This is a genomic window from Carnobacterium pleistocenium FTR1, from assembly GCF_000744285.1.
In the GTDB taxonomy this organism is placed as follows: Bacteria; Bacillota; Bacilli; order Lactobacillales; family Carnobacteriaceae; genus Carnobacterium_B; species Carnobacterium_B pleistocenium.
The window spans coordinates 1044682-1065097 of sequence record NZ_JQLQ01000002.1 but is presented as its reverse complement, the minus strand read 5'-3'; the positions used below and the strand labels follow the sequence as shown (position 1 = coordinate 1065097).

At 37.2% G+C, this 20416-nt stretch carries 22 protein-coding genes; 4 read left to right on the top strand and 18 right to left on the bottom strand.

Going from position 1 to position 20416, the window contains the following annotated elements; all coding sequences use genetic code 11:
* Positions 1–6: 6 nt before the first annotated feature.
* Positions 7–1179 carry an NAD(P)-dependent malic enzyme gene (locus BP17_RS05155; protein WP_035052313.1) on the top strand — a complete coding sequence of 391 codons (1173 nt, stop codon included), beginning with the start codon at positions 7–9 and terminating at the stop codon, positions 1177–1179.
* Positions 1180–1482: 303 nt separating this feature from the next.
* Here the strand turns inward: BP17_RS05155 and BP17_RS05150 are convergent, their stop codons facing one another.
* The 9 genes from BP17_RS05150 to BP17_RS05110 form a co-directional block, all read right to left on the bottom strand.
* Positions 1483–1773, bottom strand: coding sequence for a hypothetical protein (locus tag BP17_RS05150; RefSeq protein ID WP_035052311.1), 291 nt, complete (start codon positions 1771–1773; stop codon positions 1483–1485).
* 458 nt (positions 1774–2231) lie between these two features.
* Positions 2232–3083 carry a MurR/RpiR family transcriptional regulator gene (locus BP17_RS05145; RefSeq protein ID WP_035052310.1) on the bottom strand — a complete coding sequence of 284 codons (852 nt, stop codon included), beginning with the start codon at positions 3081–3083 and terminating at the stop codon, positions 2232–2234.
* Between the two features lie 53 nt (positions 3084–3136).
* Positions 3137–4273: an anhydro-N-acetylmuramic acid kinase AnmK gene (gene anmK / locus BP17_RS05140; protein ID WP_035052308.1), complete on the bottom strand. Its 1137-nt coding sequence runs from the start codon at positions 4271–4273 to the stop codon at positions 3137–3139.
* A gap of 13 nt (positions 4274–4286) precedes the next feature.
* A complete protein-coding gene (locus tag BP17_RS05135) occupies positions 4287–4607 on the bottom strand; it encodes a PTS lactose/cellobiose transporter subunit IIA (protein WP_035052306.1) in 321 nt (106 codons plus the stop codon).
* A gap of 14 nt (positions 4608–4621) precedes the next feature.
* Positions 4622–5716 (bottom strand): DUF871 domain-containing protein, encoded by a 1095-nt coding sequence (locus BP17_RS05130; RefSeq protein WP_035052305.1) that lies wholly within the window; start codon positions 5714–5716, stop codon positions 4622–4624.
* Between the two features lie 25 nt (positions 5717–5741).
* Positions 5742–6920: a GNAT family N-acetyltransferase gene (locus tag BP17_RS05125; RefSeq protein ID WP_035052304.1), complete on the bottom strand. Its 1179-nt coding sequence runs from the start codon at positions 6918–6920 to the stop codon at positions 5742–5744.
* A 34-nt stretch (positions 6921–6954) separates the two neighbouring features.
* Positions 6955–7254, bottom strand: coding sequence for a hypothetical protein (locus BP17_RS05120; protein WP_035052303.1), 300 nt, complete (start codon positions 7252–7254; stop codon positions 6955–6957).
* A 74-nt stretch (positions 7255–7328) separates the two neighbouring features.
* Positions 7329–8651, bottom strand: a complete 1323-nt coding sequence (locus tag BP17_RS05115; protein ID WP_035052302.1) for a PTS sugar transporter subunit IIC — start codon at positions 8649–8651, stop codon at positions 7329–7331.
* Positions 8652–8708: 57 nt separating this feature from the next.
* Positions 8709–9014, bottom strand: coding sequence for a PTS sugar transporter subunit IIB (locus BP17_RS05110; protein WP_035052300.1), 306 nt, complete (start codon positions 9012–9014; stop codon positions 8709–8711).
* Between the two features lie 301 nt (positions 9015–9315).
* On the opposite strand from BP17_RS05110, the gene BP17_RS05105 reads away from it, so the two are divergent.
* Positions 9316–10230, top strand: coding sequence for a nuclease-related domain-containing protein (locus tag BP17_RS05105; RefSeq protein WP_035052299.1), 915 nt, complete (start codon positions 9316–9318; stop codon positions 10228–10230).
* A gap of 395 nt (positions 10231–10625) precedes the next feature.
* Here the strand turns inward: BP17_RS05105 and BP17_RS05100 are convergent, their stop codons facing one another.
* From BP17_RS05100 to gnd, 8 genes are read right to left on the bottom strand one after another with little or no spacing between them, the layout of a single operon-like run.
* The gene (locus BP17_RS05100; RefSeq protein ID WP_035052296.1) at positions 10626–11075 is read right to left on the bottom strand and encodes a PTS sugar transporter subunit IIA; all 450 of its coding nucleotides are present in this window, start codon (positions 11073–11075) and stop codon (positions 10626–10628) included.
* Positions 11072–11974, bottom strand: a complete 903-nt coding sequence (locus BP17_RS05095; protein ID WP_051910460.1) for a hypothetical protein — start codon at positions 11972–11974, stop codon at positions 11072–11074. The genes BP17_RS05100 and BP17_RS05095 overlap by 4 nt, the downstream gene beginning before the upstream one ends.
* 19 nt (positions 11975–11993) lie before the next feature.
* Positions 11994–12497: a PTS system mannose/fructose/N-acetylgalactosamine-transporter subunit IIB gene (locus BP17_RS05090; RefSeq protein WP_035052294.1), complete on the bottom strand. Its 504-nt coding sequence runs from the start codon at positions 12495–12497 to the stop codon at positions 11994–11996.
* 44 nt (positions 12498–12541) lie between these two features.
* Positions 12542–13420 carry a PTS system mannose/fructose/sorbose family transporter subunit IID gene (locus tag BP17_RS05085; RefSeq protein ID WP_051910459.1) on the bottom strand — a complete coding sequence of 293 codons (879 nt, stop codon included), beginning with the start codon at positions 13418–13420 and terminating at the stop codon, positions 12542–12544.
* 29 nt (positions 13421–13449) lie between these two features.
* Entirely contained in the window at positions 13450–14280 is an 831-nt protein-coding gene (locus tag BP17_RS05080) for a PTS mannose/fructose/sorbose/N-acetylgalactosamine transporter subunit IIC (RefSeq protein WP_035052292.1), read from the bottom strand.
* 14 nt (positions 14281–14294) lie between these two features.
* Positions 14295–15395: an iron-containing alcohol dehydrogenase family protein gene (locus BP17_RS05075; RefSeq protein WP_035052290.1), complete on the bottom strand. Its 1101-nt coding sequence runs from the start codon at positions 15393–15395 to the stop codon at positions 14295–14297.
* 15 nt (positions 15396–15410) lie between these two features.
* Positions 15411–16412 (bottom strand): D-isomer specific 2-hydroxyacid dehydrogenase family protein, encoded by a 1002-nt coding sequence (locus BP17_RS05070; protein WP_035052288.1) that lies wholly within the window; start codon positions 16410–16412, stop codon positions 15411–15413.
* A gap of 2 nt (positions 16413–16414) precedes the next feature.
* Entirely contained in the window at positions 16415–17320 is a 906-nt protein-coding gene (gene gnd, locus BP17_RS05065; protein ID WP_035052285.1) for a phosphogluconate dehydrogenase (NAD(+)-dependent, decarboxylating), read from the bottom strand.
* Between the two features lie 136 nt (positions 17321–17456).
* Here gnd and BP17_RS05060 point away from each other — a divergent pair, with 136 nt between their 5' ends.
* Complete coding sequence (locus tag BP17_RS05060; RefSeq protein WP_035052283.1) at positions 17457–18335, top strand: MurR/RpiR family transcriptional regulator; 879 nt, start codon at positions 17457–17459, stop codon at positions 18333–18335.
* Positions 18332–19225, top strand: a complete 894-nt coding sequence (locus tag BP17_RS05055) for a Cof-type HAD-IIB family hydrolase (protein WP_035052281.1) — start codon at positions 18332–18334, stop codon at positions 19223–19225. Before BP17_RS05060 ends, BP17_RS05055 begins: the two co-directional genes overlap by 4 nt.
* Before the next feature lie 176 nt (positions 19226–19401).
* On the opposite strand, the gene BP17_RS05050 is transcribed toward BP17_RS05055, so the two are convergent.
* Positions 19402–20415: a sugar kinase gene (locus BP17_RS05050; protein WP_035052279.1), complete on the bottom strand. Its 1014-nt coding sequence runs from the start codon at positions 20413–20415 to the stop codon at positions 19402–19404.
* Position 20416 lies beyond the last annotated feature (1 nt).

Here is a 20416-nt window from a genome sequence, read left to right as displayed (position 1 = left end):
TCAACTATGGATAATAAAAAAGAAGCGCTCGCAAAGCATTACGAATGGAATGGAAAAATTGAAGTCACAAGCCGCGTCCCACTCGATACTCGGGAAGATCTAGCCTTGGCCTATACGCCTGGCGTGGCCGAAGCTTGCTTAGCTATTGAAAAAGATCCTGATGAAGCTTATAAATTGACGCGGAAAAACAATCTAGTAGCGGTCATCACTAATGGAACGGCTGTGCTTGGCCTAGGTGCTATCGGTCCAGCAGCTTCAATGCCAGTGATGGAGGGCAAATGTGTTTTGTTCAAAGCCTTTGCTGGTATTGACGCCTTCCCTCTTTCGATTCAATCAAGAGACGTGGACATCATCGTGCAAACGATCGAACAAATCAGTGGCAGTTTTGGTGGCATCAACCTGGAAGATATTGCAGCTCCTGAATGTTTTGAAGTGGAACGCCGCTTAAAAGCTTCACTGGATATTCCCGTTTTTCATGACGATCAACACGGAACAGCCGTTGTCGTTGCTGCCGGATTGATCAATGCTTTAAAACTAGTTGATAAATCCTTTGCCAGCATCAAAGTCGTTGTTAACGGAGCAGGGTCAGCGGGTATCGCTGTTGCAAAACACTTGTTGAACTTTGGAGTCCAAAATCTGATCTTATCGGATAAGTCTGGCATTTTAGCTAGTGATACACCTAACTTAACAAGTGAACAACAATACATGATGACCCTGACCAACTTAACGAATCAGCATGGCGATTTGACTTTAGCTTTAAGGGATGCGGATGTTTTTATCGGTGTTTCAGCTGGGAATATTTTAAAACCGGCTATGATCCAAGACATGAAGCCCCAACCAATCGTTTTCGCTATGGCCAATCCTGTTCCGGAAATTATGCCTGAACTGGCAGCAATGTCTGGTGTCGCTGTCTTAGGAACTGGGCGCAGCGATTATCCGAACCAGGTCAATAATGTGTTAGCTTTTCCCGGGATATTTAAAGGCGCACTCAGCGTTCGAGCTTCTGATATCAATGAAGCCATGAAAGTCGCCGCTTCCCACGCGATTGCTTCGCTGATTACCAGTGATGAATTAAAAGCGGACTACGTGATTCCTGATGCTCTAGACCCAAGAGTCTGTCCTGCCGTGGCTAAAGCTGTAAAAGAGGCCGCTATTGAGACACAGGTCAATCGTATTTAGAGAAAGAGTGTTTAAAAGTTGGTATTGGTATAACGAGTCAGAATTTCTTATGGAATAAACGGTTTTGCTTGTGAAGCCATGGGACCACCTTAAGCCTGAAAATCATAGTCTTAAGGCTTTCAAGCCTCAACAAGGCGTAATCGCTGAAGCGTTAACGCTCTGTTATTCGCATTGAATCCTTTACACGGCTACAAGCAAATCCCATTCCGCCAGAAATTCAAAGTCATCAATACTATAAAATCCATATAAATAACCTGCTAACGACCTATTGAATAAAGGTCGTTAGCAGGTTATTTATTTTTTTTAATAAGTATCGCTTGTCCAGCCATTCGCTTTATAAGCATTCACCATATTCTGATTATGCTCATCCGTTGCATATCTTATCTCAAGAGGTCTCAAATGGACCGCAATCGTTTCTTCTGCTTTGTTTTTCTCAACTGAAATCACTTCAATCTCAGCAGGATCTACAAACATAGAGTCTTTGATGAAATCTCCTTTTCGCGGAATATTAATTGATTCAAATGGTTTTTTCAGTGTGATCACTTTTTCTTTAGGGATTTTTACATTGATCGTGCGATAAAGTATCATTTCCATTGTCTTCCCTCCAAAGTTTTGTATCTAAGTAAATCATATCACACCTTTAGAAACTCGACGAATAGAACACTCAATCTATATACATTCATTTGACGAGTATTACTCGATTAGATTATTATTGGCATTCTAAATTAAATTAGTCCAACTCAATTAGATTTTTCCGCTGAGTTGGTCAAAATAAGGATATTTGCGCTTTCTCAAACAGAAAAAATCTATGAGTTTATCAAATAGATGTTCTTTATATCAACTCAAATGAAAAGGCACAGTGAGTTAATTGAATTAAGATTTATTGCTTTTACTCAAAAGAAAGTTTGCTTTGAGTACGCATTATTTTCAAACTTCACTACTCATTCGATCACTGTTCAAAGTGAAAACCAAAAATAATTTACTAATATGGCTCAAAAAAAGAATACAAAAGATTTTCTCTTAAGTATCCATTATTTCCTGTTATAAAATTGCTATCTCTTCTTGTATTGATCCATTTCTTCCTTTGATAGTTTCATTTTTTCAGTAACTGCTATATAGTTTTTAGACAGAAATGAGTAAAATAATACATCAATTGCAATCATCTGAGCATGTAGGGAACTCGAAATAAACTGATTATTCGTTTCTATTTTTTTGACAGTCTGAATTGTGTAATCGGCTCTATTTGATATACTATTTTGTCCGAATTGAGTTAATCCAATAGTTTTTATGGATTTTTTTTTAGCTAATTTAATCAGTTCGATAATTTCCTTTGTTTCTCCTGAGTTAGATATACCGAAAAAAAGAGCATTTTTTGGAGTTGCACCTAACATGGATACCAGTTGGTGATTATCAGTTGGACAAATAAATATTTTCCCTACTTTACTCCACTTTTGCACCATATTTTCAGCAATGATTCTTGAATTTCCAACACCATAAACATAAACCATAGAAGCAGCTTCAATCAATTCTACGACACGTTCAATATCAAACTCATTCATCAATGAAATGGTTTCTTCCATTGATTTAAAGGCATTAGCTAATAGTTTGCTTTTGATCGTGCTGCTTTTTTCCTCTGCCTCTATTTCCGCATAACCAGATTCATCCACCGATACGATTTCTGCAGATAAGTTTACTTTTAGTTTTGTAAATCCGTTAACACCAATTCGATTACACAGCCGAATAACAGCCGTCGAATTTGAATCTGCGGCTATTCCCAGTTGTGCTGTTGTCATTTTAATGGTCTCTTCAGGATTCTTAAGAATGTACTCGCCAATTTTTCTTTCAGAATTAGGCAAATCATCAAGGACACTTTTAATTCGACCTAGAATATTATTTCTAATCATGTTGTTTCACCTCGTATAATCAAAAGATACAGGAATCTTCAAGAGAAAGCAATCTAATGATAATACGTTATCTTTCCTAGTATGACAGGTTTCATTGCGCCTGTAGCACTTGGAACATTGCTTGGCAAATGATGAATGGTCTGGTTCGCTAATATAGTCATCGCAATCGCTTCTTTAGCTTCAGAAGAAAAGCCTACTTCTTCTTGGATAAGCACCGATATTTCAGGCAACTGTTCTTTGATCATTTGAACTAAAGTAGGATTGTAACTTCCACCACCTCCGATAATAAGTTCTGTCTGTTGATCAATAAACGGGCTTATATTTACGGCAATAGACTGAGCCGTAAATCGAGTGGCTGTTGCAATGAAGTCATCTGGTGCTACCTTATTTTGCCATTGTCCAATTAGATTTGCTGTATATTCTGCTCCAAAATCTTCTCTTCCGGTAGTTTTAGGATATTTTCTTTCAATATAAGGATGAGCCATCATCTCACTTAACATTTCTTGGTCTACTATTCCTTGAGAAGCATGCTCACCATTTTTATCATAAGCTTCTTGGTAAAAGAACTGGCACAATTCATCAATGATCATATTCCCAGGCCCTGTATCAAATGCAATAATTTCTTCTATTTGCGCTCCACTAGGAATAATCGTCACATTTCCGATTCCGCCAATGTTTTGCAATAAACGTGTCCGTTCAGCGTCTCGATATAAGACAAATTCAGAATAGGGCACAATTGGAGCACCTTGACCGTTTACTGCCATGTCTCGTGTTCTAAAATCGGATACGACCATTGTTTTAGTTTCTTCCGCTATAATAGCTGACTCCCCAATTTGAAAAGTAGAAGCTGATTGATGAGATCCCGGAACAGGCAAATGGTAAATCGTTTGACCATGTGAAGCTACAAAATCGACTTGATCAAGCGCGAAGTCTGCTTTTTCACACACTGCTTTAGCAGCTTCACTAAAGACATACCCTAATTCAACATTTAAACTACAAATTTTATCCACTGAAGAGGTTTCAACCGATAAGACATCTTTTATTTTTTTTACAATTTCAGTACTTAATGGATAAGTTGTAAATTCCATTAATTGAACAGTTGTATCGGTATTGGTTCCATGAATCTCTACTAATGCGGCGTCAACGCCATCTAGAGATGTGCCTGACATAATTCCGACTGCAAAGGCCATTTTATCACCTCTTTTAGTTTTTTAACGCATTCAATTCTTTTTGCATTTCGATCATTTGCATGATCAAGGTTTGTTCTGCCATTGACGTCATCAATTGGTCTTGAGCGTGAATCAATATTAAGCTGATTTTTATATCTTCACCACGAATTTCGTCTTGTACTAATTTTGTTTGCGTATTGTGAGCCAAATTCATTTCATTTTTACATTCTTCCATCAATCGGTCGCATTCTTCATATTCCCCCGCACGAGCTTTTCCGAGTGCTTCATAGGCCAATGCGCGAGCATTTCCTCCGTGCCCAATAATGTCGAAAATAATCATTTCCAAATCTTCCATTTTTGTCTGCTCCTTTAATCGTTTGACTTTAGTTTAAATTGAAATTTTTGCCAAGGTTTTAAATAGTCCAATAAGAACTGTTCTTCTTCTACAACATGTCCAACAACATTCGATTTGCCAGAATTTTTCATTGGCTGCAAGGCGACTTGCAGTTCACCGGCATAATGAGCATATAAGGATGTCTCGATAATGATATCGCCTTTTTTCATATCCGGTGTGTTGAATGGTGCAAATTCATGCCCTTTATACTTCACACGGCTTTGAGTCGAGCGAACCACATAATCCGATACATCTCCGCGATTAAAATGGAATTCTTCTACGACGATTTTTTCTTCTAGTTCAGGAACGCTCTCTTCTAATTCACACATAAGTGTTAATTGGTAAGAATTAATTTCACTTAAGGCTTTCAGCTCAGCTTCACTAGCAAATGCATTAGCAATAATCACGTCATCAATAACTTCGGTTGCCCATAAGTGCTTGGCTTGAACCTCAATTGGCCACTCACGATGCATTTCAAGCGTACATAATCCTTCGTTGACAGGCCATGGTCCAATATGTGAAGAAGGCGAATTGACAAACGCAGCTGTCACTATCCCATGTGCTTTGTATTGCTTACTCGTTTCGATAAAATGGTCGTAATTTAACCCTGTATAGCGATGTGGGTAAAAATTATGGCACCCCATTAAGTTATCCGCATTCGCTTGATAACTCATGATATTATCTAAGTATTTAGTTCCACTACTGATATTCAATTCAATTTTCAATTCTTGCGAATTAAATGTCATAATCGATTCTTCGTTTCCAGTAAAGCCCATGTCCAGACGAATACCGTCCGCACCAATTTCTTTAAAAAACGTTAAATCATTGTAACTGATGCCTAGTTCACCAAATACTTTTGGACTCACATCTGCAATAACTTCCATCCCTTTTTCTTTAGCATGTGAAATCACATCGGTAAATTCTTGAACGATTGTTTCTTTATCGCCTTCTACGGATAACAAACATGTAAATACCCGTTTAAAGTTGTAACCTGCTGCTAAATCAATATAGTCTCTGATTTCTGATACTGAACTATGATTTGGATAAACAGAAATGCCTAATCTTCTCATGTATTCTTTCCTCATTTCTTTAAATTTAAAAATGGCCATAAAATTGTGGATGATTTTTTGGAATTACTTTGTCCCATTCTTTTAAGACATGTTTCGAACCACTTGCTTTCCCTTGATACTGGTACCACTTAAGGTCGTGGTAGCCTACTAAATACGATGACAAACTTGAAATGTCCATCATTAAACACTCATCTAATGACACGTCTTTCTCACTCAATTTAGTTACTTCTTTTGAATCAATCCTATAGACTCCTTCATTCCAAGGTGCAAATGCATCTGTCACTTTTAGGTACAATCGCTTGGTCAATCCTTGAAATAGATAAACGGTTAAAAAGCGTTCAACATCTACAATACGAATCATTTTGTCATGCACTACTTCTTTTTTGAATTGCGGTTCATCCCATTGAGTACCAAAAGACTGATGAGCAGCTGCCGCACCCGTTACATGAGTGAAATTAGAACGGTGGACTTTGATGAATTCCCATAAAGCTTTTTCGGCTGTCAGGTTAAGAGCAACTTGATCCAGTACTTCAAATGTTTGGTCGTTCATAACGTAACGGATATATCCTTGAGGCTGTCCATTTTCAGCGATACTTAAAGCAAATGATGCATCTGGCTGTCTTAATTCCAAGCGTTTCCACCAGTCTTCATTACGAACCATCATCCCATTCGTTTGAAGAGCATATTTGTGGTACAACTCTTTTACGAGTTCCAATTGTTCTCGGTTCTCAGTATAACTAAAGCGTTCCAAATGACCCATATCATATTTTTTCGAGTTAAACAAATCAAAGGGAAACGTATAATCGACTTTATCAAAGAATAAATCCCAACCAAAATGACGATAAAAAGAAACTGAAAAAGGGCCTAAAACCGATATGAGTTGGTCTTGTTTCCTCATTTCTTCTAAGCTTCTTGTCAATAAGTTCTTCATAACTCCTGCATTTCGGTACTCAGGATATGTAGCGACGAATGATATCCCTCCCATAGCAAATGGTTGATGATGTATCGTCATGTTTAGTGGGAACACCATCACTTGTCCGGCTAATTTTTCTCCATCAAATGCGCCAATTGTCTTACTGATTTTAGCCCAGTGAAGAAAATCTTCTAAGTAATTCCCAGTATATTGATGACGAAAACAATAGTCTCTAATTTTCACGATCTGATTGATTTCATCTTCTCGTATCAAACGATAATCGCACTTCATATCTGCACCCTCTTCTGTTCAAGAATGGTTTGAACTACTTTTTCTTTTTTGGAAACTGGTTCGCACGAATCAAACCTTTTACTTGGTTCTTTTCAATCATAATGCGACCTGTTTCAAAAAACATAATAGCGCACAATCCTGATAATAAATACAAACTATAATTCACGGCTGTTGGCAAGTTTTGAAATAGAATCGTTGGGATCAAGACTACTAAGAAAGCTGCAAATCCAAAAATCCACCGATTGATGCAAATGTTTTTTTTCTGCAAAAATCCGACCAACATGACACCTGCTAATACAAAACCAATTAGAAAAATAATGAGTGCAATTCGCATATTGAGATCCTCCTTTTATCAAACTAAGAAAGGACTGACTATTATCTTGCCTAAACAGCCCTTTCTTTCACATTTTAAACCGCTGCAGTATCCACTTGCATATTCTTTTTATCTTCCATTTCAGAGTGCTCTTCTTCTACCATTTTCTTATCGTAAACTTTAACAAATGGGTAGTAGATCAATCCAGCAATTGTCATATTGATCAATACCAAGGCTGCAGCTTTCCAATCGTTTCCAGCTGATAAGAACGCGCCTATTGGAGCTGGCAAAGTCCAAGGAGCATTTACGGAAAAGCCATTAATGACACCAAACTTCACTGCAAAGTAACTGATCGTTGTTGTCACAGATGGTGCCACAACAAATGGAATCGCTAAAATTGGATTCATAACAATCGGTGTTCCAAAAATCAAGGGTTCATTAATGTTAAAAATGGAAGGAATGATTGAAAAACGTCCAACTTGTTTTAAGTATGCTGATTTTGTAAACAGCAATAAGATACATAGTGATAACGTTGCACCTGATCCACCGATCCATACTAACCATTGGTAGAATTGTTCGGGTGCAATATATGGCAACTCGTTGCTTGGTGTTCCACTAACCATCGCTTGCCCATTTGCTTCAAGCATCACTAGCCACATTGGACGAACAATCGAGCCAATAACACTCACACCGTGAACTCCAGCTGCCCATAGCATTGTAATCAAGACTACTGGCAATAATACACCTATCAAATTATTCCCTAAAATATTGTTTAATGGTGTAAAAATATTAATCAAAATTTGGTTGATGTCAAAGCCAAGTAAGATACGGATAATCCAAACAAACACAATGACAAATGTTCCAGGAATCAATGCTTCAAAACTTCTGGCAACGGAATCCGGTACTTGTTCTGGCATTTTAATCATCAAGTTCTTTTGTTTAAATAAACGCAGTACTTCAACTGCAAAGATCATAGCTAAAATAGCTGAAAACATTCCTGATCCGCCAAGATTTCCCATTGGAAGAACCCAACCAATTGCTTCTCCTTCAGGTAAGGATGCATCTACGTTAACTGGAACCGTTAACATTAAAAAGGTTGCTAACGACAGCACCCCACCGGTAACCCCATCTAACTTATATGATTTTGATAAACTGTATCCCATCCCATAAGCGGCATAGAGAGACATCAAACCGGTTGTGATCCGGAATGGAATCGCAATTTGTGCTGCATAAGGTGCAATCGCTTCAGCCCAAGAGGCAATCGGTGGATTTCCAATAACTAAGAAGAAACACCCAATGATAATCAAAGATAATGTCGAGATAACTCCATCGCGGATGGCTTTTAAATGTTTTTGCTCAGAAAGCTTAGCTAAAGGTGGCATGAATTTCGTTTCAAGCCAATTTAAAAAATTCGTCATATTTACTCTCCTTAATGATCCATAATAATAAACAAGTGCATAGCTTAAGTAAAAAATTTAACGGTATTTCTTAATCAACTCTAACGTTTTAGGTGCTCCAATAGGGGTATAGCCCATCGGTTCAACCTTTTCAATCGGTACATCGTTTTCATTTGCGTATTTTTCAAATGTCCCAAATTGGTGTTTGACTTGAGGTGCTACTAATAACAGTTTATAGTCGCCATCTTTCAATTCTTCTTCTACTGCTCCAGATCCTACTGCAATCATATCCAACTCAAAATCTTGCTTTGCAGCTTCCGCTTTAATCGCTTTAACCACTATTGCACTTGACATTCCACCTGAACAAACCATAATAACTTTCATCTTTTTTCCTCCTACTATCGAATTAAACTAAATTTTGTTAAGGATACTTTATGTCTAACTTCAAACTTATTTCCTTTTATACTTCTATTACTATCCTCCTTATCAACATCTTGAAATAATTATGTATCCCCTTTCAATAGAGTATAACTTAATTGGAATTTTATTTCAATATAAATATAAATATAGTGAAATAATAAAACGAAATGTCGATTTCACCTAATATTTATTAAAAAGTAGCTATTATAACTTCATAGTTAGCAATATTATTTTTTACGTACATTATTTAAGAGGAGGTGAAATCATGATAGTAGTCAAAAAACGGAACAAATCGAATTATTTACGCACCTTAGAAGCTATAAATAGACGGATGATACTTTCAGATGAGGAAAAACTTCATTTGTTAAATATGCAAAAAGGATTTGAAGGAGAGCTTTTCTTTGATTCGCTGGTAGAAGAATTTTTAGACTTAGACGCATTGGTGTTAAATGATTTACTGTTTACAGAAAAAGGCAACACATTTCAAGTCGATACATTGATTCTGACAGGTGACAAAATCTTATTATTTGAAGTAAAAAATTATGCAGGGAATTTTGAATTCAACTCGCATCATCTTTTAACCTTTCCCGGCAAAGAAATCGTGAATCCATTGAATAAATTAGACGAAACTTCTATCAAAAGGAGGCAACTATTAAGTAAATTAAATAGTAATCTAAAGCTTGATCCTGTCCTCATTTTTGTAAATTCTGCTTTCACTCTTTACAATGCACCAATCGATAGACCAGTCATTTTCCCAACACAAATTCGGGAACACTTTTCCAAAATAAATAAGAGTGTCTTACCATTGTCGAAAAAACAGCACTATCTTGCGGATAAAATACTGAAAGAACACCATGATGAATCAGCTTTTCAACATAAATTTCCAAATTACACTTATCATTTTCTCAAAAAAGGACTATGGTGTACAGAATGCTCCTCCCCTACCCTAACGATTACTCAACGAACCTGTTCATGCAAAACGTGTGGTTATAGAACTTCAGTAGAAGAAACAATTTTGCGTCAAATAGAGGATTTTAAATTATTATTTCCAGATTTAAAGGTAACAACTTCTGTAATTTATAATTGGATTGATTCTATGATTCCAATGACAAGAATTCAAAAGATCTTATTAAAACATTACACCATTCGCGGAGCCACTCATGGTTCCTATTACGAATAAAAAACTTTTTAATTAGGAGATACTCGTCACCATTCGAATATCACTCGAATAGGTCTTTTCTTACAGCTTTTTATTAGCTTTTATATTTAAATTAGGTCAGTTCGATTGAATTTCTATTTTGAGTTGATTGAACTAAGACTTGTTGCTCTTTCTGAAAGGAAAAATTGCTATGAGTTGTTCGAATTAAGACTTATTTCGTCTACTCAAAAGGAAAGTAATTCTGAGTCGCTCTTACTAAGGGATATTACTCCTACTCAAAGTAACTTCTACCTTGAGAGGATACTAAGTTTCATTTTCCATTCTGTCTATTTCAAGAAAATAATCCCACACTCATACAAATTACTCGTATAAGCGTGGGATTATTTTTTCTATAATTTTCCTATAGAAGTTTTATTCTAGAACTCTTCTTCTTCATCGTCTTCATCGTCTTCAGAATCTTCAGCTGACCATGACACGATTCCTCGCTGAGCTTCATTGATTACGGAGGCGACTGCCTCTTGGATGGGAGAATTGATCATTTGTTGATTGATAGCATCAATAACCATTGGTAAATTGACACCTGCAATCACGTGAACTATCTTTTGTTGTTCCGCTGTAAGTGAATTCACAGCCAAAACAGCTTGGTTATACAGACTAGCGCCTGCTAAATCCACGAAAATAATGACTCCATCCTGTTGATCAACTTCTTTGATTGCATTTAAAAATTTTCCATTTAAATCTTGTACATTATCTTCTTGAAATAAGTTTACTGTTTTGATATTTTCAGTACTGCCGATAATCAAATCGGCTGCGCTGACGATACCATCACACATTTTTCCATGTGTAGCAATAATGATTCCAATCATTTATTATTCCTCCCGACTAGCTGTTTCAAAAATAGCAATACTTCATTCATGTTTGTATCACTCAATTGATGCTGCTTCAAATCGTCTTTACTCAATGTAAAGTGTTCATTTTCTTTGGTGCCACTGATGACGTACACTAAGCGATCATTTGCGAGATCCGGCGATACGACTGTCTCTACTGAATCGCTAGGGATAGCTAATTTGCGATTGCTCATCACTTGGTATAAGTTTTTTTCTGAACCAATACTATCCAACATATAGATAACAGCATTGCTCTGACGCAAGACTTTTTCTAAACCGGCATTATTCGTACAACCTGCATCTAAAAAAGCAAATGCTAGTTTTTTGTTTTCAAACTGTTTCGTGCTGTAGAGTTGAACTAGGACAGAAGACGTATTTCGAATCAAATTATGCTTATTCGGCCAGCCTCTAGCTACGTTCTTCAAAAAGAAAAAATAGAGAGCATAAAATAGAATGCAAAGCAGCGAAAGTAGGCTTAATAAAGAATTAGTCTGAAATATTGGCATAGCCACTTGCCAGGTGAACAATAACCCCATCATTATGGTTAGGATGGCAGAAACAAAAATAAATCTCATGGTATTTTTTGTTCGATTGGCTACATCAAAAAATTGATAAGGACCAAGATGAGCTGCTGGAGTATCATAATAGGTGCAGATAATTGTATCGGCTTTTTTTATGTTTCCAACATAAAGGTTTTTATATTCCACTAGATCTTTTTCATTCACTTTAAAGGTTTCCAGCGCAACATCTGACCGAAATTGATGTATGTCAGCTGACAAACTTTCTAAAAAACGATCTTTTCGTTTTCGCGTATAACGCTTACCAAAAATGGAATGATAGCGAACATACCAATCTTCTAATTGTTCATCTTGTTCCATCAATTATCACCCTAACTCATCATAGATTAAATTTTGCTAAAACTTCTTTCAAATTGGTTCTTGGAGCAGAAGGTGTTGCTTGGAAATAGATATCTTCCACATGGTACTTTTCATTTAATTCTTTTAGTTTTAATGCATCTTCTTTATTTAAATAAACAGACTTAGTAACAAAAACATCAGTTTCGTTTTTTTGAGCGATACCTCCGATATTTATTTCTTTCATTGGCACACCATGCTTCACCAACTCATAGATAACATCGACTGTTTTGGAAATCAAGATACAACTGTATTCCTTGAATTCGAATTCATCCCAATAGTATTTGCATTTTTCTAGCGTCATGACGACCGTTTTCTTACCCGTACGACCTCCAGCACTTTTATACAAACTTTTCATAAATTTATCTTTTGCTACAATATCATCTACCACGAATAATGAATTTACTCCGTCACGCCCAGACAGTGTCAGCATGACTTGTCCATGAATCAAACGCTCATCTATCCGTACTAAGTTTACTACTCCCATTGATTTCAACTTCCTTTCTTATGCTTGTTTCAATTTTTATCTGATTACAAAATTCCTACTGCAGCTAATACGATCAAAATCAATGTTAACCATATCAATGCTCGTGTAACTTTTAAACCTTTCTTGACATAGTACCAATAAATACCCATAACGGTTACAAGTGGTAGCAAACCTGGTAAAATCGTGTCCAGCGTTTCCTGAACAATAAACGGCCTGCCAGAGATCACAAATTCCAAGGAAGAGGAGACCGTTACATAGTTTCCGGCTAGGATTCCCATCATGAACAACCCTAAAATAGACAACAATTCGATTGCATTTTGAACGCCTGCACTTTCCATCAAGCCTGTGGCACTTTTACCCATAACAAATCCTTGACGTGCGAAGAATAAACCAATCAATAATTGATAAGTAGCAAACGCAATGAATGGGAATAACGCTCCGGCAGCTAACCCGTTTTGAGCCCAAGGAATGGCGATCGCAATAAAAATATATTGGACCGTTCCTGAATCAATGGAGTCACCAATACCAGATAAGGCGCCCATTAGACCGGCCTTAGTATTGTACATTAAATCATCTGTCATGACGATTTCTTCGTTGTTGTGTTCTTGTTTGGCACGCTCTTGTTCCATCGAAGACATTAAACCGGTGATTATCCCGCCACCCCATGTTAATTGGGTATTGAAGAACAATAATTGTCGTTTATACGCTGCGCGTAAATCATTATCGTCTTTGTATAATTTCCGCAAAACGGGCATCATACCGTATAGTAACGATGGTGCCAGGTAACGTTCAAATGAATGAGGAATCTCATTTGCAAAGTGCCATCTTAAGTAAGCTATTGAAACATCCTTGTTTGTCAGTTCTCCTGGTGCCATCTCTTTTTTGCTTTCAGTAAGCGTTACTTTTTGTGTGTCAGTAGTCATTGTTAGTGCTCCTTTCGCTCATCGTTTTTTTAGAAATCATCGTCATCATCATCATCAGATCCATCAACAGTATTTGTACCGTTTGCCGAAGATGCTTTTGCAGTATTGTTCCGACTTAGTACGAATATTGCCGCAACCAATGTCCCTATAATTGCATAAGTTACCATTGTAATGCCCATATCCCTAAAAATTACACTCATGAAGTAAGCTAATAAGAAAAATACCATATAATCGCGACGTCCAATAACATAAATAGTTGTAGCGATCCCAATGGCTGCTAGTCCGCCACCAACAACTTCAAGGATATGTAAGAATACTGTCCCTTCCAAAGTTGCGATAACATCCGCAATGACTGGTGCCCCCCAGAATAACGCAATGAAAACTAAAGGAACGAACAAGATGAAAGAAGCAATTGTTGGGTAAAGAACAATAGACCGAGATATTGCCTTGTGATTCAAACTTTCAACTGCTCTATCCGTAGCTTTTCCAATAAAAGTATTAAGAAAGAAACGGAATTGGTAAAGATAAGAGCCTAATAAACCTACCGGAACGGCAACCGCAATCGCTGCCTCAGGCGAAAGATCTCCCAGTAATGCTACTGACACAGCAATAGCTGCAGCAATCGATGGTTCAGAAGGCATTGTGCCCCCCGGAGAAAATACCCCCATATAAATCAATTGAATAGCTGCGGTGATAACCATTGCACCTGCAATATCTCCCATTACTATCCCAACTACTAAACCAGTCATTAATGGTGAAAAACGCAGTGTTAAAGTAGCACCACCTAAAAATGACCTTGACATGATTGCAGCGACCCAAAGTGCAATAATCAGACTTTGCCATATTGTTAATGTATCCATTCTTTATTACCTCCTTATTTAGTCATATATTTTTCTAAATCGATTAGTGCTGTTGTTAATGATTCTTCATTTATTTGCAACGGCAGCAGATGAACTTTTTGTTTGCTGTCAATTAATTGAACAATGTTGATTAACTTAATTTCAGACATCGGATATACACCCATCTCTGTTAGTGATTTTGGCAAGTTTAACGCTTCATAAAAGGGAATCAATTCATCAATCGTCGACCACTTTTTTTCTAATGCTAATTGATAAAAAATTCCATAAGCCACTTTTTCACCGTGCAAATAGTCATGTACTTCCGGTAAATAAGCAGAGATGGCATCGTGGATCGCATGAGCAGCTGTATTTCGTGCATATTTATCGCCTAAACCTCCAACCAAACCAGCGATGGAAAAAATAATCTCTGAAATATGAATAAATTCAGCTGATATCGTTTTTGCTCTCATATCGGCGATGGCTTTTTCAGATTCTGCTAATACTTTTTCTTTGCACATACGAGCAGCAAAACGTGCCATTTGTGGAAAGGGTTCATCGTTAAAGGTTTCTTGCTCTAAAATCAAGTCTGATTCATACCATTTTGCCAACGTGTCTGCAATTCCAGCAATAAAATAATTGACTGGTGAATCGATCACCAGCGCTGGATCTGTGATTAGGAAAGCGGCTTGACGCTTAACATGTTCTGATTTCCCTTCTGCCAGACCATTGTCATGATACATAACAGAAAGTGGTGCCCATGGTGCACAATTACTAGCCAACGTTGGAATAAGGCCAAATTGCGTATTGGTTAAATGACACGCATATAAAACGGTATCGGATAATTTACCTCCACCAACTCCGATAACAAAATCGATTTTATTTTTTTTAATAATTTCTGCAATACGGTGACACTCGTTATAACTGCATTCTCCATTGTACTGTTCATAAATAATTTCTTTGTCTAGCTTCATTACGTTAGTTAAGTAAGGTTTTGCTTTTTCCCAAGAAATGACACCATGCACAATTAGTAGACGACTGGCAGCATGTTCTTGGAGTAGTTCAGGTATCAGACCTATTGATCCCTCGCTATACCGATAAAACTGCGGCCCGCCTTTCACATTTAGATCTGTAAGCATTCCTAAATCTCCTTCCTAATTCAAGTAAGAACTATTGCTCTGTACAGACCTGTTTGGAAGAAGACCTACTGAGATCCGCTCACAATCCGTTGCACATTTATCTCCCATGCCTTCAAGACACTCCATGGTATAAGCTGAAGTATGCGGAGTTATAATAACGCTTTCATATTTAAGATAAGGATGATCAGCACGACCAGATTCAACTTCCAGTACATCAGTCGCAAAGCCAGCAACTTTACCTATTTCTAATGCATGGATCAACGCCTCTTCCTCAACCAATGCTCCTCTAGCCGTATTAGATAAGTAGACATTATCTTTCATTTTAGCAAACTCTTCTGTAGAGAGCATGTGGTAGTTCTCCTCTGTTAGACTGGCACATAAACAGATTACATCTGCTCTTTCTAGCAGCTCAGGTAGCTCGATTTTTTTGGCACCAAATGCGGCAATCTCCACTTTGTCTTTATTAGGATCATAAGCCAGCACCTCACAGCGAAAACCATAATGCAGGATTTCAGCAACCCGGCTACCAATATTTCCGATTCCAATCACTCCAACTGTTTTCCCTCCAAGAGCATGTCCAACAAATTGAGCACGTTCTTCCCATTTGTCTTGCACGACACTTTGAAAGGCTAAATTGGTTCGTCTCATAACAGTTAATAGATTGGTCACATTATTTTCAGCCACTGCATCCCGTTCAATCAAAGCCGGCACAATCGATACGATCGTATTGTGTTTCTTAGCGGCTACTAAATCAACATTGTTAAAACCAATACCGTGTCTGGTGATCAATTTCAATTCATCTTTGTGATCAAAAAAGGCTTGGGTGAAAAAAGGAGTTACGCTAGCAATGATCATATTGAAGCCTTGCAATTTTTCGGCTAACGTCTTTCCATCGATTTTACTATCAAAGGTAAAACTGTGTACCTCTCCTAATTGATGCAACCGCTCTAAATGATCTGGAAATACTTTTCCAAAACTACTTGAATTTACGATTGCGATTTTATTGTTTTTTGTCATTTTTAAAGTTCCCCATTTCTCATAACCGTATGACCGCCGAATTGATTCCGCATCGTTGCGACAACTTTTGCAGAAAAACTGTCATCAATTTTTGATACATTACGAGCAAATAATGAACTTGCAATAACAGGAACAGGAATATTTAAATCGAGCGCCTCAATGACGGTCCATTTTCCTTCTCCACTGACATCTATGATACCTTTAATATCGTCTAATTTAGGATCACTCTTGAAACTTTCTTCTGTCAATTCCATCAGCCATGAACGGATAACCGATCCGTTATTCCAGACAGAAGCGACTTTTTCGAAATTGTAATCATATTTACCGGCATTTAAGATATCAAATCCTTCACCAACAGCTTGCATCATGCCATATTCAATACCATTGTGGACCATTTTCAAGTAATGTCCGCTACCAGATTCCCCTGTGTATAGATACCCTTTGTCACAAGCCAGTGCAGCGAAAACTTCTTCTACTTCGATGAAAACGTCGGCATCTCCGCCAATCATCAAACAAGCACCTAATTGTGCGCCTTCCATTCCTCCTGACGTACCGCAATCTAGAAAACCGATTCCTTTTTCTTTAGCTAATTCATAATTTCTCACACTGTCCTTAAAATAAGAATTTCCTCCGTCTATCAAAATGTCACCTGTTTGTAATTGATCACTAAGTGTTTTTACCAACGTATTGGTGATGTTTCCTGCTGGTGTACTTAAAAAGATGATTTTTTTTTCTTCTAAGCTTTCGAGAAACGTTTCTTGTGAATTAGCAATTGCTAGTTGACTCTCAGAAGCTTTTTGGCGTGCCGGGATCGAAACATCATAACCGATAACATCGATATTATTTTCTTTCAAATTTAGGGCTAGGTTTAAACCCATTTTTCCTAATCCGATAATGCCTATTTTCAAGTCTTCTCCTCCTCTTCATTCTCTCTTTCATAACCCAATTGTAACAAATATTTTTTATTTGTAAAGGGCTTTCATAAAAAAAGTTTTTTATTCAGAAAAATGTAGTATACTGTTATTAAAGAGGAGTTGAACTTATATGCCTTATAATTATTTAGAAAAATTACTACGGCCTTATATGAAAGGTTTCAGCGATACTGAGAAGACTATCGCCAATCATTTCATTAAACTTAGCAATGACATAGTCAATAAAACCCTTTCCAACTTAGCAGATGATACCGGATTTTCTGAAGCAACTATTTTTAAATTTGTTAAAAAAATCGGTTATGATGGCTTCCCCAACTTTAAAATTTCGGTAGCATCTAATTTCAGAACAATTGAAGAACGAAAAAATGAGCTAGCGGTTTTTTCTGACGTCAGCAAAAAGGATTCTTCCTATACGATCGCCCAAAAATTGGTTTATTCAAATAAGGTCGCGTTAGATAATATGGTTGAATCACTGGATGAAACAAAAATCAATCTCGCACTAAGTTTGATCTCTGATTCTAGAGTTTTACACTTTTTTGGACAAGGGGCTTCATCCGTAATTGCATTAGATAGCTACCACAAATTTTTGCGGACGGAATTTCATTGCAATTATATTTTTGATTACCATATGCAGCTGAGCTACGCTACAAAGCTTGGTCCAAATGATTGTGTTTTTTTATTTTCACACTCTGGCGAGACGATTGAAACGATTGAAGTGGCAAAAATTTTATGCGCCAATCACGTCAAAATTATTGTCCTAACCGGTAACCACCACACGGATTTAGTGAAACTTTCGACCGTCGCGTTCATTGTCGATTCAGAAGAATCTGTTTTTCAATCCGAGACACTCACCTCTCGAATTCTTTATATGACGATCATTGATATTCTCTATGTCGCCATGATGTATCATGATGAAGCAAAAAACAAAGAATCCTTAGAAAGGATTCGTAAGGCGTTGGCTATTACAAAAAAAGGAAGGAAATTGCGATGACAATTAAAGCAATCGTATGTGATATGGATGGGACCTTGCTTACTTCTGATCATACTATCGCCCCTAAAACGTTCCGTAAATTGATGGAGCTGCAAACCAAAGGCGTTAAATTGATTTTAGCTAGTGGCCGAAGCTACATCCGCTTGTTGCCTGATGCTTTAGAGTTGCAGATGGACAAGCATGCCGGTTTGATGATCGACGTTAATGGCACGTCTATTTATCATGTTGCAACCGCTAAACGCGACAGAATTGGTTTATTAGAGGGATCGTTTATCACTGAGATCAACCGTTTCTTTTCGCTCTTTACGGTGGAATTACAATACAGTCAAGATGATACGATCTATACTTATTTGCCCGATGAGATCTACACCATTAAAAAAAATATCCGCGGAGAGATGCGCCTACCGGATGATTATCCCTGGATGGGCGGAATGTATGGCTGGTTATGTGACACGCGTGACGGTTACCCTAATCAATATATGGTACGCAATTTGGCAGATACGCCTAGTTTTTGCAATAAGATCTCTGTCGTCCAACAGCCCGCTTATATGTCCTTCGTGCGGGATACGTTAAAAAACCATCCTATTTACGCACAATATGAATGTGTCTTTTCAGACGAACGCAAAATGGAGATCACGAATAAGGACATCACGAAAGGAAATGCTTTAGAACTCATCATGGAGAACCAAAATATTCAACATGATGAAATGGTTGTCTTCGGCGATAGCGAAAACGATATCTCGATGTTCAAAAATAAAAAATATTCGGTAGCCATGGGCAATGCCCTTAGTTCCGCAAAACAACAAGCTAACTACACCACTGATAGTCACAACCATGAAGGCATCTATCATATGTTGGTTCGTTTAGAAAATCAAGGGCTCTTCGAATAATACCTTATCCCTCGACGAGAATATACAGAAAAAGAACCTACTGTGATAGGTTCTTTTTCTGTGTATTCTTTTTTAGCTACCAACTTTAAATACTAGTTAGACCTAATGTAATATTGTATTAGTTAATGCGTTAGCTTATTTTTTGTATGATAGTTAGTTTAAAAAGTTTTTTGATATCATCGCTTTATCTTCCCTGAACCTGAATCTAAAAAGTCATTTACTTCAGATACACTAAATTGATTACAATCTCCTAGGACTGTGTGTTTCAATGCTGATGCTGCTGTAGCAAAATTGATAATCGTTTGAGGGTCATTTTGACATAAAAGACCATGTAAAACACCTCCAGAAAAGGCATCGCCGCCTCCTATACGATCTACAATGGGATTTATATGATGACAATCAGATTCGTAATATTTTTTATCCATCCAGATATTGCCGGTTAAATCATTTTCAGTTACTGAATAGATTGCCCTTTTAGTTGAATAAAAAACTTCAATATTAGGGAACATCCCTTGCATTTCTTGATAGTAGTAAATCATTTCATTTTTAATACCTTTATTTTCGCTGCACTTAGGAATATTAAGAAGGTAGCGAGCATCCAATTCACCAGCCGAACAATAATCTACATACGGTAAAATCTTTCTAATAGTTTCTTGTGCCTCTTCTAAACTCCAAAGTTTTGAGCGGTAATTAATATCAAAACTTATCTTAACACCTGTATTCTTAGCAAACTTAATTAAATCTATTGTCCGTTTTTGCCACTCTTTTGAAAGTGCAGAAGTAATTCCAGAAATATGAAATACATCGACACCTTCGAAAAGAGCTTCTAAATCCCATTCAATTTCTGTTATAGCAGCAAAACTAGAACCCAATCGGTCGTAAATCACGTCCGCAGATCGCTTCGCCACTCCAGCTTCCATATAGTACAGTCCTAAACGCTTACCACCAAAAAGTAAGTTTGTAGTGGATACTCCATAACTATTTAAAAATTTTTTTACCGATTGGCCTAAAGCATTATTGGGAACTTTACTGGCAAAGACTACCTCATGACCATAGTTAGCAAGTGAGATGGCTACATTTGCTTCTCCACCTCCATAACAAACATCAAATTGTTGAGCATGTGCTAATCGTTCACCAGGATTTGTTGAGAGTCTCATCATAACTTCGCCCAACGTTACAATTTTCCCCATA

Coding starts and splice junctions, on each gene's coding strand:
- BP17_RS05125 (WP_035052304.1), bottom strand. CDS start 6,920: ATGAAGTGCGATTATCGTTTGATACGAGAAGATGAAATCAATCAGATC.
- BP17_RS05070 (WP_035052288.1), bottom strand. CDS start 16,412: ATGACAAAAAACAATAAAATCGCAATCGTAAATTCAAGTAGTTTTGGA.
- BP17_RS05115 (WP_035052302.1), bottom strand. CDS start 8,651: ATGACGAATTTTTTAAATTGGCTTGAAACGAAATTCATGCCACCTTTA.
- BP17_RS05155 (WP_035052313.1), top strand. CDS start 7: ATGGATAATAAAAAAGAAGCGCTCGCAAAGCATTACGAATGGAATGGA.
- BP17_RS05105 (WP_035052299.1), top strand. CDS start 9,316: ATGATAGTAGTCAAAAAACGGAACAAATCGAATTATTTACGCACCTTA.
- BP17_RS05120 (WP_035052303.1), bottom strand. CDS start 7,254: ATGCGAATTGCACTCATTATTTTTCTAATTGGTTTTGTATTAGCAGGT.
- BP17_RS05150 (WP_035052311.1), bottom strand. CDS start 1,773: ATGGAAATGATACTTTATCGCACGATCAATGTAAAAATCCCTAAAGAA.
- BP17_RS05135 (WP_035052306.1), bottom strand. CDS start 4,607: ATGGAAGATTTGGAAATGATTATTTTCGACATTATTGGGCACGGAGGA.
- BP17_RS05095 (WP_051910460.1), bottom strand. CDS start 11,974: ATGGAACAAGATGAACAATTAGAAGATTGGTATGTTCGCTATCATTCC.
- BP17_RS05145 (WP_035052310.1), bottom strand. CDS start 3,083: ATGATTAGAAATAATATTCTAGGTCGAATTAAAAGTGTCCTTGATGAT.
- BP17_RS05090 (WP_035052294.1), bottom strand. CDS start 12,497: ATGGGAGTAGTAAACTTAGTACGGATAGATGAGCGTTTGATTCATGGA.
- BP17_RS05050 (WP_035052279.1), bottom strand. CDS start 20,415: ATGGGGAAAATTGTAACGTTGGGCGAAGTTATGATGAGACTCTCAACA.
- BP17_RS05060 (WP_035052283.1), top strand. CDS start 17,457: ATGCCTTATAATTATTTAGAAAAATTACTACGGCCTTATATGAAAGGT.
- BP17_RS05080 (WP_035052292.1), bottom strand. CDS start 14,280: ATGGATACATTAACAATATGGCAAAGTCTGATTATTGCACTTTGGGTC.
- BP17_RS05100 (WP_035052296.1), bottom strand. CDS start 11,075: ATGATTGGAATCATTATTGCTACACATGGAAAAATGTGTGATGGTATC.
- anmK (WP_035052308.1), bottom strand. CDS start 4,273: ATGGCCTTTGCAGTCGGAATTATGTCAGGCACATCTCTAGATGGCGTT.
- BP17_RS05110 (WP_035052300.1), bottom strand. CDS start 9,014: ATGAAAGTTATTATGGTTTGTTCAGGTGGAATGTCAAGTGCAATAGTG.
- BP17_RS05085 (WP_051910459.1), bottom strand. CDS start 13,420: ATGACTACTGACACACAAAAAGTAACGCTTACTGAAAGCAAAAAAGAG.
- BP17_RS05055 (WP_035052281.1), top strand. CDS start 18,332: ATGACAATTAAAGCAATCGTATGTGATATGGATGGGACCTTGCTTACT.
- BP17_RS05075 (WP_035052290.1), bottom strand. CDS start 15,395: ATGCTTACAGATCTAAATGTGAAAGGCGGGCCGCAGTTTTATCGGTAT.
- BP17_RS05130 (WP_035052305.1), bottom strand. CDS start 5,716: ATGAGAAGATTAGGCATTTCTGTTTATCCAAATCATAGTTCAGTATCA.